We start from the raw sequence: 16269 nt of genomic DNA on the forward strand, positions 1-16269 counted from the left end.
ATGTGATTCTTTGGCTATAAGTTGTTCCAAATGTGCTAGTTCAAAAAGTGAGAATCGAAATTTTATATTTCGTTCTTCGAACTTTCTCTGTGAGCGCTTGTTCTTTGAGGCTAGCACTTTGGGTGCAACTTTATAGCCTTAGAATCACCCATCACAATTACCTAGAAACTGGAATAAAAGTATGTTATTCATTTCGGTGAGTTATATGCATAAGTTCAGGTATTAGTTGAGTTATCTATAGTTACAGATATTTATGGAATCATTTAACCATTATCGTATATAATTCACTACATTTAATTTTCTCTTAGGAGCAATTAATTCTTTGTTTAATGACTTATATCCTAGAGCGACACCATAATAGGCTTCATATCCTTCTGGAATACCGAGTTTTTTTGCTTCATCTTCTAATTTTAAGAAAAACGTTATGAGGCCAATCCAAACAGAACCAATGTTTAAGCTTTCTGCTGCTAAAAGCATATTTTGTATTGCTGCGGAGCAATCAACTTTTGGGGAAAGTGCGCTTTTATTACCAGATACAATTATTAAGGTTGGAGCATCGTATATTAAATTTACTTTGGGGTTTGATACCATATTTTTGATCCAACTGATTTCTGATTGAGCCATTAACTCTTTTGATTTATCATTGATATGTTTTAATATTTCTTTGTTTTGAATAACAGTAAAATGCCATGGCTGATCATTATGACCAGAAGGTGCATATATCCCAGATTCAATGATTAGATCTAAATCTTCTTGTTTTATTTGTGTAGGTAAATATGTTCTTACACTTCTCCTATTTCTTATAGCTTTCAAAACTTCATTCATTTCATATAATATCTTCCTTCCTTATTGGTTTTATAAAATAATAGCATTAATAGAATTATCATAAAAGTACGCACAAATTTGATATGTGATATCAAAAATGATACCATTAAGGTAATTAAATAGAAGATAGATTGTTACAAAAATGTGTTAGGAGAATAAATTAATGTCAAAATCAATTGATTTAGAATCGAATTGCCCGATGAATTTAACTATAAATATACTTAGAGGGAAGTGGAAAATAGCAATTCTTTGGCATTTGTCAAGAGGAACTATTAGATTCAATGAATTACAACGGTTATTAACTAATATTACTCAGAAAACACTGACAATGCAGTTAAGAGAATTAGAAAGAGATGGAATAATTTACAGAGAAGTTTATCCAGAATCACCACCAAGGGTAGAATATGGACTTACAAGCATTGGAGAAAGCATGGCGCCTATTTTAAGTGCAATGTGTGACTGGGGAAAAGGCTATAAAAAATTAATAAATGAAGATAATAGTGTTAGCTTATTATAGCAAATTCATATATTGGTTAATGGAAGATGATTTTTTTATTCTTTAGGAAATTATAAAGCAATTAAATCTGTGGATAACTTTATAGTAGTATATTTTACTAGGGTTAATTACTATAAAAGAATAAAAAAACAAATCATATTCGCCTACCAAATTTTTCTCACATGCGTTCGAAAAGGCAGATGCGTGAAAAAATCTTCAGCGCCACAGTCGCCTGCGATTTTTTTACTTATATGGCGAATACAATTATTTTAATGATGTAAATTTTGATTATATTAGTTTAAATGGAAGGGGAAATTAAATGGCAGAATATATAATAGCTGTAGATGAGTTTGATAAAGAAATAGGATCAATTGAAAAAATGGAGGCTCACCGTAAAGGAACATTACATAGAGCTTTTTCTATATTAGTATTTAATTCTAAAAAACAATTGTTATTACAGAAAAGAAATTTGGAAAAATATCATTCGCCTGGTCTCTGGACAAATACGTGCTGTAGTCATCCAAGATACGGTGAAAGTTTACATGATGCGATTTATAGAAGGCTTAAGGAAGAAATGGGTTTTACATGTGAACTTGAAGAAGTATTTAGTTTTATTTATAAAGTAAAACTTGAAGATAATCTTTTTGAAAATGAATATGATCATGTATTCATTGGGAAATATGATGGAGAAATAATTGTAAACAAAGATGAAGTAGATGATTTTAAGTGGGTTGATATTAATGAGGTTAAGAAGGATATTATAGAAAGGCCAGAAGCATACACTTATTGGTTCAAGTATTTAGTTAATAAGGCAGAAAACAAAATATTTAAATAAGTAAGAATTTCGTCTAAATAAAGATTTGGAAATTAATTGTTTTTCAATCAATAGGCCAGCAGTAATACCTATCCCAATACCTTCAACAACAAGTCTTAATCTAAAACTATGTCAATGAAATAAAGTTTTATAGGTATTTGTTTTATGTTTTAATTCCATTATTATGCCTCAAATATTGTCGTGTCTCAAAAGTATATTGTATTAAAGTATTTAATACTACAACGTATATTATGTTAGCATATATATATAAATATGTTAATAGGAGAACCTTATTTATGGATTTTGTTATATATATTGGATATATATTGTAGATTGTTACACTAATGCTTGTCACAATGAAAATGGGAGTAAGCATTAGTGGTGCAACCTGCAATTTAGCATTTTAGCGATATTTTTATAGCTTTTCGGAATCAAAATATTTATGATTTCGGTGGATTATTGCATAAGGCTAAGTTATAAATATCAATATAATTCTTCAATAGGGAAAAATATTTAATACAAGCTATCAGTACTATTTTTGCTAGTATTTTAATAGATTATAATTTGTCATAATGGTTAATATATTAATGCCAAACAAAATTTATATTAATTAAGGGAGGTTGATGTATATGTCATCAAATAACAGTGGAAGAAATAGAACATTAGTACCAGAAGCAAAGGCAGGATTAAACAGATTAAAAACTGAGGTTGCTTCAGAAGTTGGATTAAGTGATTATGAAAACATCGATAAAGGAAGCCTTTCTTCAAGACAAAATGGATATGTTGGCGGTTATATGGTAAAACATATGATTCAAGAGTACGAACAAGGTCTTAAGTAATAACTATAAGACTAAGGTCGTGAAAATAACTCTTTAGAAATTTAATAAGATTACGAAAAGCCAGTAGAACTATTTATATAATTAATTGTTCTACTGGTTTTTTTGTGATTTTAAAGTTATTAATATATCAAAGACATCTGTTTATTATTTTATTAATAATGGTATAGATGATATAATAAATTAAATGTATTCTATTTGAAGAATTTATATTTTATATGCATTATGGAAATTCCATACATGTTATAAGAGTTTTATATTTACGGAGGAAGAATCAATGCCACTTAATAGTAAAAGAAATCAAGAAGCATCTATTACTATTTCAAATGAGATAGTAATTAAAGTAAGCGAAGAATTTGTTGATTTAACAGGGTATTACAAAGAGGAACTATTAGGAAAATCATATAAAGAACTGAGTAAAATATTGAAATCTGATTTTTGTGATGAATTTGGAAGTGTTAGTGATGAAATAGATATCTACATATTCACTAAGTCACTTGAGCCAAGAGAAGTGATTATTTCTAAGAAGATAGATCACGAGAAAATGAATATATTATATTTCTTCTATGAAAAAGAGAATTCCCGTATTGAAAATAAATTTTTATATGCAGAACAGTTATGTTTGGATAATAGATATGGGATTGGAATTTATTCAGCGCCAGATTTAACTTTATTAAAAGCTAATGAAAAATACATTTATTATATGGATGAACCATTTAATAGGAAAGAGAATTGCATTGGTAAATCAATAGAAGAAATAGCTAAAGATTTTAAGGAAGATAAAATAAGGGAAAAATGGATAAGTGTTATAAAAACAGGTAAGACGGGCTATGTAAAAGATTTTATGAGTGATAGACATGGAACGGGAGCAACATATTTTGATTCAGCAATAGTACCAATATATGAAGATGGGAAAGTAAAATATTATATTGAGAATCGTATTGATGTAACAGATAGAATAAGAAATAAAATGGTTATTAAAGCTCAAGCTGCTGAAATTGAGAGAAGGGATAAAAAAATCGAGGCAATAATGGATTTAGCAGATGAGCAGATAAGCATCTTTGATAAAAGTGGAAGGTTAATTAAAATAAGCAAAGTTATTTTGGAATTATTTCAAGCAAATAAAATAAGCAATATAAATGATATAAAAGATGAAATAATAATTTTTGATGTAAATAAAAATAAAATTGAATTTGAAGAGAGTAAGTTTAGTTATATAGAAAAAGGAAAGGAAATAAATAATTATAGAGTAATAATAGGAACTAGAAATTTAGAGAAACATGTTGTTATTAGTGGCAAGCCTATATTTGATAGAAAAGGAAATTTTGAAAGATATGTTTTAATAATTGACGATATAACGGAAAAGGTACAAGCAAAAATTATAGAAGAGCAAAAGAATAAATTAGAAGCTATAATTAGAAATATGTCCGAAGGATTGTTTACAATTGACAAAGAAGGTAATATTAATATTCTAAATTCCAGTGCAAAAGACTTTTTTTATAATATTGAATTAGCAAACAAAATCAGTGAAAATTTTTTAAAAGTGAAATTCTACGATTCCAATGATAATATAATCAAACCAGAAAATTTGCCTAGCTATCGAGTACTAAAAGGTGAAAAGATTAATGAATATAGAATGACGCTTAAGAGAAAGGGATTAGAATATCACTTTAATGTAAGTGGCAGTCCTCTATATGATGAAGATGGAGATATAGTAAAGGCGCTATTGTGCACTCGAAATGTTACTGAACAGGTTAATAGTAATACAATTATAAAGATGCAAAAAAAGCAATTAGAAGCTGTCATTGAAAATATTTCTGATGCAATTTATATTGCAGATAAGGAAGGTAAAATAATTTTGATGAATGCAGAAGGAAGAGGTCTTCTTTCTGATTATTATGCTGTAAAGAATGCAGAAGATTTTAACATAACTAAGCAAGCTTTTGATACATCAGGGAATGAAATCCATGTAGAGAATTTGTCTTTAAAATGCGCATTACGAGGCGAAAAAATAAAAAATAAAACAATCATAATTAAGCGTTCAGATAAAGAACTAACTATTAGAGTAAATTCTACTCCTATATATGACACAAGTGGAAATTTAATTATGGCTTTAGCTTGTTATCATGATATTACAGATCTAGCTGAAAAAGAAAAAATCATTGTTGAAAAATATAGGCAATTGGAAGTATTAAAGGAAGAAGCTGAAATTGCTAATAAAATAAAGTCGTTATTCTTAGACAATATGAGCCATGAAATACGGACTCCGATGAATGGCATTTTTGGAACAATTCAGCTTCTTGAAAAAACACCTATGAGTGAGGAGCAAAGTAAGTATATAACACTGCTAAAAAACTCTGGAAATAAACTATTAACAATTATAAATAATATTTTAGATATTTCAAAAATAGAGGCCGGTATACATAAATTAAATGATGGTAAATTTGCTTTGAAAAAGATAACAGATGATATTTATACAAATCTCTTGGAATCAGGAAATTCTAAAGGATTAGAGATAAGATATTATTTTGACCCAAATGCAGAATTTATAGCAATTGGAGATGAACTAAAGTTAAAACAAATATTAGATAATTTAATTAGTAATGCGGTAAAATTTACTGAAAAAGGATATATATCCTTTAGGGTAACAAAAGTATTGTCAGATAATGACTATGTAAAAATTAAATTTACAATAGCAGATACGGGGATAGGAATAGACGAAAGATTTAAGAGTAAAATTTTTGGCATATTTAGTCAAGGTGATATATCTGTAAATAAAAAATATACAGGAACTGGTCTAGGATTATCTATATCTAAGCAACTTGCTATGATGATGAATGGAAATATAAGCTTTGAAAGCACACTAGGAGAAGGGTCTACATTTACGTTTACATGTAGTTTTAAAAAAAGTGATTATTATGAAAAGAATATAGAGGTAATGAACGATAATAAAATTAGCGAAGATGATAATATAAATAATTTATGGATGAATAAAGTCATACTTTGCATTGAAACTAATTCAATTGACAAAGAAGTTATGGAGAGTATAGTGGAGAGAAAAGGCTGCAAATATATCCATGCGCATAATATAAGCGAGGCCTTGAAAATCCTAAATTGTAACTATGTAGACTTAATATTGCTAGATATGAAATTAAATAAATTAGAAGATTTTGAAAAAATTAAGGAAATGAGAATATTAAGAGTAAAAGGAAAAAATATTCCTATAATCGGAATGTCTTCATATACCATTATGGAAAATAGAGAGATACTTATGAATCTAGGAATTGATCATTGCATATCAAAACCATTTAATGTTGAAGAAATTTATAACATCTTCGAAATCTATTTATGAGAATGAAAGAGTGTGTTGTAAAAATAATAAGGGGATGGTGTAAATTATGGTTAGCTCAGTATTAGAGGGAATATCATATTTAAATAATATTAATAACATAATATCTATATACGAACCATTAACTGATTCAAATCAAGTTATTTATGATTTCAGTGTTAAATTTATAAATGAAAGTTTCAGAAAGGAATTTGACTGTGAAAACTTAACCCATAACTGTGTTGATGAAATTAAGATGTATTTAAGAGAGTATTTATTTAGTTATTTAAAAAGAATTGATAACAATATTTATACATTAGTCATTAGAGATACTGTTTATGAAGTTAGTTTCAGTAAATTTGCTGAAAAGTATATACTTTGCACATTCATAAAAAGCAAAGGCATATTATCAAATGAAAAGTTGTTTATAGAAGGAAGAGATTTTATAGATAATGCATTAGAGAGTATTCTTGTAGTAAGCAGAAGTGGGGAAATACTTTATGGAAATAAAAAGGCTATTGAAATGTATGGGTATTCTTTTGATGAACTTGTAAATTTAAATATCTTTACCCTTAGAAATGAGGATAGCAGGGAATTCACCCAAGATCAATTAAATAAAGCTTTAGATAGGGGAATAAAGTTTAAAAGTTATCATCACAAAAAAGATGGGACAAGATTTCCGGTTGAAGTAAGGTCCGTTTGTAGTAATAAGAAATCAAGAGATGTGGCAGTCAGTATTATAAGAGATATTTCGGATATGGAAAGGCTATTTAAAGATTCAAAGATATTTTCAATATCTTTAGATATACTTGATGATCCATTTGTGATTTTTGACAAAGAAATGAATATATCTCGATGGAGTAAAGGCGCTGAGACAAAGTTTGGATTTAAGGAAGCGGACATAATAGGAAATGATATGAGACGGCTAATTCCAAAAGATAAATTAAATGAATCACAACAACTAATAAATACAATTACTAAAGGAGCGGTAATTAAAGATTATGAAACCGTTAGAATAGACAAGGAGGGAAACCTGGTTAATGTCTTAATGTCAGCATCTCCGATTTATGATGATAATAATCTCTTTTCCGGAGTAGTAGCAATGTATAAAGATATTACAGACAGGAAACTAATAGAAAAGGATCTGCGGGAAAAGTGTGAACAATTAGAATTGTTAAAACAGAAAGCAGAGGAAGCTAATAAAGCGAAATCAATTTTTTTGGCTAATATAAGCCATGAAATAAGAACTCCAATGAATGGAATTACGGCGGCTATACAGTTATTAAAGTTAGAAGATATTAATGAAAAGCAAAAAAAATATATTAGAATATTAAATGATTCAGCAAATACTGTGCTTAGGCTTATTAATAATTTATTAGATATGTCAAAAATAGAGTCAGGTACATTTAGAATTAATAGGGAACCGTTTAATTTAAAAGAGACTATAAATAGTATTTATAATAGCCTTTTAGTCACTGGAAATTCTAAGGGCTTAGAAGTAAGTTACTATTTAGACCATAACATAGATTTTGAAGTTATTGGTGATGAGCTTAGGTTAAAGGAGATATTATCCAATCTAATTAGCAATGCAGTAAAGTTTACAGATGACGGATATATATCATTTAGAGTAAGTATGATTTCAGAAGATAGTGATAGTGAAAAAATTCAATTTACGATTAAGGACTCAGGGATTGGTATAGATGATGAGTTCAAAGATAAGATATTTAATAATTTTACTCAAGGAAATATATCATCAATGAAAAAGTATATGGGAACAGGATTGGGGTTATCAATTTCAAAACAGTTTGCTAATTTGATGAATGGAGAAATAAGTTTTGAAAGCTCTTTTGGTAAGGGCTCAACATTTATTTTCACATGTGAATTCAAAAAAACAAATGATAAAAAACAAGTTATGGAAAGAAAAAATATTGAAAGTGATAAGCTTAATCAACATAATGATCGAGAGGATAAAGTTATCTTATATGTTGAAGATAACTTAATAAGCCAAGAAGTAATGGAAAACATAATTAGGAGTAACGGGTATAAATATATTTCAGCATATAATGGAAATGAGGCTATAAATATATTAAAAAACAATAAAGTTGATTTAATATTAATGGATATACAGATGCCAGAACTAAATGGTTTTGAAACAACACAGGCTATAAGAGTTGAGGAATTAGAAGGAAAACATATACCAATAATTGCAATAACTGCATATGCTATGCGGGAAGATAAAGAAAAATGCATAAAGGCAAAAATGGATGATTACATATCTAAACCATTTGAAATTGAAAATTTGTTAAATATTATAGAATTCAACTTAAGAACATAGAGGCTTATAAGGCAGCACTAATAATTGGTGCTGCTTTTTTTATTCTTTATAAATTTATATTTAATCTGGGCCGTGAATAAATCAAGGAAAAAATTAATTAAGAAGGTTGAGATCTATAAAGAAAATATAATTGTTAGATATATGTATTTGAATAGTGATATGATTACATTCCTAAAGAAATAGTTTTCATTCAAAATGAGTCGAATTATGAGTAAAAATAGAGTACAAAATAAATTGAATGGGGAAAAATACAGTGATATGATTTATGTAACGAACGTTATATATATAATTTTGTAATTTATGAGAATAATAACAAAGTTATTAAAAAACTTTCAGTAAATTTGTAAATGGAGGTAAGTATTTTGGAAAATTCAACAAGAGATAAAATATTTTATACTTCTTTTAGACTTTTTCTGGAGAACGGATATGAGGCTACTAATATTAGAGATATTTGTAAGGAAGTTGGAGTTAAAGCATCAACAATATATTTTTACTATAAGTCAAAGCAGGATCTGTTTTTCTATATTTATGATTATATTTATAAAGATTATATTGATTACATGGAGAGTATTGAGACAATGGACAAGAATATGCCTCTTAAGGAAAAGCTTTATACTCTATTAAAAAAGAAGATAGAGTATTATATATTAGATATATCCAAGAGAAAGTTTATTCTTAGATGCCACATGTTTCCACCAGAAGAGATAGCAAATGTAATACGAGAAAAATATAAATTCTATATAGCTGAAGAAAACAAAATCATTCTTGATATCATGGGTAATCCTCAATATAATGATAAATTTATAACTAAAAATATAAATAGTTATTTGATTAAATGTAAAAAGCTTGAGGATTATTTACTTTATGAAATGATAATATCAAATATAAGAATAAACGATAAAGTTGTTTCAAAGCTATGGGATATATTTTTTGAATTAATGTAATAAGAAGAACAATTCTAAAAGAGGTTTTAAGAAGTACATATGAATTTAATAAGCTAGTTTTAGGGGAAGTGAGAGGATTTTAAATTTAAAAGGGAGGGAATCTTATGGAAGTAATCGACCAAGTAAAAGAAAGGCTATCTATTTTTAAAAAATTATATGATGTTATAAGAATAGTGGATCCAATAAATAAAAAAGCGGCTCTTGTTAAGGACAATGAGCTACAAGGCCTAAATGGCACATGCTATTTGTTGTGGAAGAAACATACATTTTGTAAAAACTGTATTTCTATGCGAGCATATAACAACAATGATACATTTGTAAAAATAGAATATGATAAAGAAAAAATTGTTTTAATCACAGCGACACCAGTAGAATTAAATGGCAAGATATATATTGTAGAAATATTAAAGGATATTACCAATATCGGAAGCGTATTTCATAAGATGACTGAGGATTCTGACTTTGTGGAAGAATTAATTATCTCAATGAATGAAAAGGTAATTAAAGATGAATTGACAGGATTATATAATAGAAGGTATATAAATGAGAGACTCCCTGTAGATATTAACTACATGAAAATTAGTAAAATGCCTTTATCGATAATTATGGCAGATATAGATTTCTTTAAAAAAGTAAATGATCAATATGGTCACATTATAGGTGATAAAATACTGATTGATTTTTCAGATCTAATATTGAAATCGGTCCGAGGTAAGTCAGACTGGGTAGGTAGATTTGGTGGAGAAGAATTTATTATAATATTAAATTATACTGAGGCTAAAAATGCGTATAAAGTTGCTGAGAAGATAAGAAAAGTATTAGAAAATACATCTTTTAATTATGATGGTATTGAGATAAAAATAACAGCAAGTTTTGGCGTGTACGAAGCTTCTGATGAAGATGTGAATATTTATGATTTATTATCAAAAGTAGATAAGAATCTCTATAAAGCTAAAGCTAGTGGAAGAAATAGGACAATTGTAAATCAAGAAAGTATGTATGAATTTGATTCAACGAATATTAAAGAAAAAACAATCAAATTATCAGAGTTAAATCAAAATATAAGTGCTGTAAGAGAAATTTTGAATGAAGTTTGCTGCACACTTGATGGAAACGTAGATATAGATAATGGATTAACTATAAGCCAGCATTTAGATGATCTGATAGTAGAGTATATGAAAGAATTGAACAACCATAAAGAAGGTTATAATCATGAAAGATAATCAAATGAACTTATTTTTAAGGAGAGCAAAGAAATCTGTTATGGAGATAGAAAAAAGTGATTTGGATTATGAAGAAATATTAAAAAAATATAAACAAGCAATAGATGAAGCTAATATAGCAGTTTGGGAATGGAATATAAAGGAAGACAGTTTCTTTATTTCTGATGCATGGGAAGAAATTACTGGTTATAACTCAAAAGATTTTAGCAGTTTAATTGATTGTATTGAAAAAGTAGCTATAAGTAAAGATAGAGAGGATGCATTGACTGATTTAAATTTTTTTGTTGCAGATAAAGTGACCTTATATGTGAGCGAGTTTAGAATTATTACTAAAGATAATAAATTGAAGTGGGTATTGTTTAAAGGAAATGGCATAAAAGAGAAAGATGAAGGTGTAACTCGTATATTTGGATTGGTAAATGATATAACTGAAGAAAAGGAAAGAGAAAAAGGAATTGCAGATAATTTGTATCATGATTCTCTTACAAATCTTCCTAATAGGGATATGTTTCTAATGGATATAAAAAATATCTTAGATAAAAATATTCAACTGAATCAGGAAGGAGCTATAATTTTCATAGACCTAGATAATTTTAAATCGATTAATGATACCTTAGGACACGACTATGGTGATCTTATGTTAAAAGTATTCTCACAATTATTACATGTGTGTATAAAGGACTACGGGAAGTTGTACAGAGTCGGCGGTGATGAGTTTATTGTAATTATAGAAAAAATTAATTCTATAGAAAAAGTAAAAGATATGTGTAATACAATTTTAAAATATTGCAAGAATCCATTCGAACTTAATGAAAACCATCTGTATATTACAACAAGCATGGGAATATCAATTTTCCCAAGAGACAGCAATAATATGAATGATCTACTAAAATTTGCAGATCTAGCAATGTATAAGTCTAAAGCAGATGGAAAAAACACATACACCTTTTTCGAACAAGCTCTAAGTAGGTTATATACAAGAAGAATAATAATTGAAAATGAATTAAAAGAAGCAATTAAGAAAAATGAATTTTCCATTGTGTATCAACCGCAAATTGATGCATTAGATAATAAGGTAGTTGCATTTGAAGCGTTATTGAGATGGAATAGTAAAAAGCTCGGTTTTGTATCTCCAGCTGAATTTATACCAATAGCTGAAAGGATTGGAATAATTGTAGATATAGGGGATTGGGTATTTGGGAAAGCATGCCGTAAAATTAGAGAGCTTAAGGAGAGGAAATATGAATTTAATAATATCTGTATAAATGTTTCACCTGTTCAAATAAAAGAAAGAGATTTTAAAGACAAAATAATAAAAACTTGTGAAGAAAACAAAATTCCTCTAAGTTTAATTGAAATAGAAATAACCGAAAGTACTTTAATTGAATTAGATGATGAGAAAATTGCTGATTTACATGAACTAATAAAAAAAGGTATAAATATTTCAATTGATGACTTTGGAACTGGATATTCATCTCTAAGTTATTTAACAATCCTACCTATAAATACTTTGAAAATAGATAAATCTTTTATCGATAATATTGGGAACGATAAGAATAGAGCAGTAATAGAGTGTATTTTGAGCTTATCGAAAAGTTTAAAGTATAAGGTTATAGCAGAAGGGGTTGAAGTTAAAGAGCAACTTAATGAATTAATGAATTTAGGATGTAATATAATTCAGGGATATTATTTCAGTAAACCAGTTTGTGAAGAGGAACTTGAGAAAATGCTAAAAAATGATTAAATGAACTATTAAGCCTGCTTATGCTATACTAACGACAATTATATTTTATGCTATCTTATTCGTTTGTTATTTAATTTACGGAATTTAAGGAGGGGTGATAGATGAGTAGTGAAACCAATGAAAATATTAATAAAAAAAAGTATAATTATTTGCAAATATATGAAGCTGCTATACGTAATGCTAATGACATAATAATTTTGTTTTCAAGTCAAGGTAATATATTGGAAGTTAATAGAAAGGCAGTGGATACTTATGGCTATACTGAAGCAGAACTACTTTCTAAGAATATATTTGAATTAAGAAATAGAGAAAGAATCGAACTTGCAATCATGCAGTTTGAAAAAGCTAAATCGGGTGATGTTGAGTTTGAAACTATTCACTTTAAAAGTGATGGTACTAGTTTTCCAGTAGAAGTCAAATCAATAGGAATAGAAATTAGTAATGATAGATTTGTTTTAAGTATAATAAGAGATATATCAAACCGAATGAAAAGTGAAGCAGAAATTAGGGGATTAGCTTCTTTAGTTGAAAATACTGAGGACGCAATTATAGGAAAAACTTTAGATGGAATTATAACAAGTTGGAATATAGGTGCTGAAAATATCTATGGATACAAAAAAGAAGAGGTGATTGGAAAGCACATATCTATCATAATTCCTGATGAGAAAATTAATGATTTTTATGAAATAATTAAAAAGATAAAAAATGGAGAAAGAATTAGGGGATTCGAATCTAAGAGAAGAAAGAAAAATGGTCAGTTAATTGATGTTTCAATAACAGTTTCACCTATTTACGACTTTGAAGGAAATTTAATTGGAGCATCTAATATCACTAGAGATATAACAGAAAATAAAAAAGTGGAAAAAGAGTTAAGAGATAAATATGAAGAGATATCAGCTCTATATGAAGAACTTATAGCAATAGAGGAAGAGCTAAGAAGTAATTATCAGGAATTAGAAAAAGCAAAGGAAGAAGCGGATAAAGCAAACAAAGCTAAAAGTGAATTTCTTGCAAATATTAGCCATGAAATAAGAACTCCTATGAATGGAATAATAGGAATTATAGACTTATTGAAGGTAACTGAACTTAATAATAATCAAAAAGAATATTTAGACATGCTCAGTAATTCATCAAGATTGTTACTAGGAATATTAAATACCATTTTAGATATTTCTAAAATAGAGTCAGGGAAATTTGAACTTACATTAAAGCCGTTTAATATGAAAAAAACTCTAGATAGGATTACTAAAGAGTTATCTATAGCATGCAGTAAAAAAAACTTAGAAGTATTTTACTATATTGATACATATATAAACTTTGATTTAATAGGAGATGAAATTAGATTAAATCAAGTACTTATAAATATTATTAATAATGCTATTAAATTCACTGAAATGGGTCAAATAATGTTTAAGGTAAGGAAATTAAATACTACAAATAATAAGCTAACATTAGAATTTTCAGTGAAAGATACAGGTATTGGGATTAAAGAAGAATTTAAAAATGATATCTTTAAAAAATTTGTCCAACAAGATATGACTTACACTAAAAAATATGATGGAACGGGGCTAGGGCTTGCTATTTCAAAAGATATTGCAAAGCTAATGAATGGGGATATATGGTTTGAAAGTATTGAAAATAAAGGAAGCACCTTTTATTTTACAGCAGAATTTTTATTGAATTATGCAGAGGATATAAATAATGATAATTTAAATGCAGAAAATACTCGGATAGCATCAAGTAAAAATAAAAAGATATTATTAGTTGAAGATAACGAAATAAATATTAAGATAACTTGTGAAATGCTAAATAGATTGGGATATGAATATGAGTATGTATATGATGGGAAGCAGGCGTTAGAAAAGCTAAAAGAAAATACATTTGATTTAATACTCATGGATATTCAAATGCCAGAATTAAATGGATACGATGCCACTAGAATAATTAGAGAAAAAGAAATAAAGACAAAAGAACATGTTAATATAATAGCTATGACAGCTTATTCTATGAATGGAGACAGAGAACGATGTATTGAAATTGGAATGGATGACTATATTTCTAAACCATTTGATATGAATACATTAAAGAATGTTATCTTAAGATTTATATAATATTTATGAAAGAGAAATAATGGCATTCGATTTATAATTTAATCAGCGATTAATGAAAACATTGCTTTCGATGAGTAAATCGTGATATATTTTTAAATATGTTATAGTCAATTATAAATAGGAGTTTGAAGGAGAATTTTAATGAGTAATTCTATTTTAATTGCAGTAGGTGCTGCTATTGGATGTGCTTTGGTTGCTATAAGCAAAAGAGATAGGAAAAAATGAATTTTAAATCTAATGGTAAGTTTTATATATAGTAGTTTGTAGAATGCTGTTTGGGCAACGTATTTAAGTTAAGAAAATAGTGAGTCTACTTATAAAGTATACTCGCTATTTTTAAATTCTTTAGACTGCTTATGAGCTACTAACTGGACCTGTATATGGCTTATAAGACTCTGGAATCGTAATTACTCCATTATCTAGTTTGTAAGGTGTATTTGCTATAGGGGGTTCATTGTTAATTAAATTCATTCCAATATTATAAAAGGCTTCAGCTACCATTTTCGTATCTTGAATAAGGGTGCCAGTCATTAATCCTTTGTCTATTAAATTTTTGGCTTCTTCCAGACCATCAATTCCAACAACGGCTATATTCTTATTTTTGTTCCCTTTGTTATATCCATATTTTTGTAGTGCTTCAATAGCGCCTAAAGCCATTGCATCATTATTAGCAATTATTGCTTCAATTCTACCATCATATTTGAGAAATAGATTATCAACTGAAGTTTTAGCTAATTCTCTAAACCAATTGGCATTTACTAGAGCAAGCTGTTCTGTTTGTATCCCGGCTCCATTAATTGTTGAAATAACATCATTTGTTCTTTCAATAGCATATGGGTTATTAGCTTCACCTTTTAGCAAAATGTATTGCAAAATATTATCATTATTCTTGTCTAAAAATTTCTTATCAGTATTCCATTTATCTACAAGAATTTTACCTTGCAAAACACCTTCGTGGCTTGAAGTTGAATACAGAAAAACAGCTTTACTGTAAAGTTTGGAAACTTTTGATACAACTTCGGGAATAACTTCCATAAAAATAATTGGAACATTTTTTAGATTAAGCATGATGTTTTTTATGGTTTCTTCTTTTGTATCAGCTAGTTTCAATATAAATAAATCAATACTACTCTTGCGAAGAGAATCTATTGTTTCGTTTTGTACAGCTATATTATTTTTTCCATCATAAAAAGTAAAGTGGACTTTATCTTTATTTTGATTTTCAATATTCTCCAAACTCTTTTTAATTTCTAACATATAGGGATCATCAAAACTATATAGTAATACTGCAACATTAGCTACTTTACTATTGCTAACATTTAAACTTGAACTAGCAAATGTATTAACTTGAGCTATATTTATTAGTATGAATATAATTAACACAATTTGAATGAATACTATTATTTTTTGAAATGTCTTCATCAAATGATCCTCCAACTCATGTAACTGTTTTAAATCATAATACTCATCATTAGGTTTGGTATAAATATAAAATTTATTCTAAGATTATAAAATAAAAAGTGCAATAAAAATAAAGTAAATATCTTTTTAGATAAGTTTATTAACGAGTTACAAGCTAGTGTGTACTAGTAAAATTTTATGAAAAATAAGCC

The 16269-nt window shown here is 27.7% G+C and carries 11 protein-coding genes; 9 read left to right on the forward strand and 2 right to left on the reverse strand.

Translation table 11 applies throughout. The features are described from left to right. Nucleotides 1-270: 270 nt before the first annotated feature. Nucleotides 271-825 carry a nitroreductase family protein gene (locus tag L1S46_RS07165; RefSeq protein ID WP_238899641.1) on the reverse strand — a complete coding sequence of 185 codons (555 nt, stop codon included), beginning with the start codon at nt 823-825 and terminating at the stop codon, nt 271-273. A gap of 163 nt (nt 826-988) precedes the next feature. Here L1S46_RS07165 and L1S46_RS07170 point away from each other — a divergent pair, with 163 nt between their 5' ends. The 9 genes from L1S46_RS07170 to L1S46_RS07210 all read left to right on the forward strand — a co-directional run bounded on the left by L1S46_RS07170 (nt 989) and on the right by L1S46_RS07210 (nt 14656). After that, the gene (locus tag L1S46_RS07170; RefSeq protein WP_238899642.1) at nt 989-1342 is read left to right on the forward strand and encodes a helix-turn-helix domain-containing protein; all 354 of its coding nucleotides are present in this window, start codon (nt 989-991) and stop codon (nt 1340-1342) included. Between the two features lie 298 nt (nt 1343-1640). After that, nucleotides 1641-2156, forward strand: a complete 516-nt coding sequence (idi, locus tag L1S46_RS07175; protein WP_238899643.1) for an isopentenyl-diphosphate Delta-isomerase — start codon at nt 1641-1643, stop codon at nt 2154-2156. A gap of 608 nt (nt 2157-2764) precedes the next feature. Then, complete coding sequence (locus tag L1S46_RS07180; protein WP_238899644.1) at nt 2765-2974, forward strand: alpha/beta-type small acid-soluble spore protein; 210 nt, start codon at nt 2765-2767, stop codon at nt 2972-2974. Between the two features lie 274 nt (nt 2975-3248). Next, nucleotides 3249-6323: an ATP-binding protein gene (locus L1S46_RS07185; RefSeq protein ID WP_238899645.1), complete on the forward strand. Its 3075-nt coding sequence runs from the start codon at nt 3249-3251 to the stop codon at nt 6321-6323. A 46-nt stretch (nt 6324-6369) separates the two neighbouring features. Continuing rightward, nucleotides 6370-8634, forward strand: a complete 2265-nt coding sequence (locus L1S46_RS07190) for a PAS domain S-box protein (RefSeq protein WP_238899646.1) — start codon at nt 6370-6372, stop codon at nt 8632-8634. Between the two features lie 362 nt (nt 8635-8996). Further along, nucleotides 8997-9578 carry a TetR/AcrR family transcriptional regulator gene (locus L1S46_RS07195; RefSeq protein ID WP_238899647.1) on the forward strand — a complete coding sequence of 194 codons (582 nt, stop codon included), beginning with the start codon at nt 8997-8999 and terminating at the stop codon, nt 9576-9578. A gap of 104 nt (nt 9579-9682) precedes the next feature. Beyond that, nucleotides 9683-10801: a GGDEF domain-containing protein gene (locus L1S46_RS07200; protein ID WP_238899648.1), complete on the forward strand. Its 1119-nt coding sequence runs from the start codon at nt 9683-9685 to the stop codon at nt 10799-10801. After that, entirely contained in the window at nt 10791-12545 is a 1755-nt protein-coding gene (locus L1S46_RS07205) for an EAL domain-containing protein (protein ID WP_238899649.1), read from the forward strand. The genes L1S46_RS07200 and L1S46_RS07205 overlap by 11 nt, the downstream gene beginning before the upstream one ends. A gap of 101 nt (nt 12546-12646) precedes the next feature. Next, nucleotides 12647-14656, forward strand: a complete 2010-nt coding sequence (locus tag L1S46_RS07210) for a PAS domain S-box protein (RefSeq protein ID WP_238899650.1) — start codon at nt 12647-12649, stop codon at nt 14654-14656. A 354-nt stretch (nt 14657-15010) separates the two neighbouring features. Here L1S46_RS07210 and L1S46_RS07215 read toward each other — a convergent pair whose 3' ends face one another. After that, on the reverse strand, nt 15011-16078 hold the full coding sequence (locus tag L1S46_RS07215) for a galactose ABC transporter substrate-binding protein (protein ID WP_238899651.1): 1068 nt from the start codon (nt 16076-16078) through the stop codon (nt 15011-15013). Nucleotides 16079-16269: the final 191 nt, after the last annotated feature.

The sequence above is a fragment of the Clostridium sp. YIM B02500 genome (genome assembly GCF_022324665.1).
Taxonomy (GTDB): domain Bacteria; phylum Bacillota; class Clostridia; order Clostridiales; family Clostridiaceae; genus Clostridium; species Clostridium beijerinckii.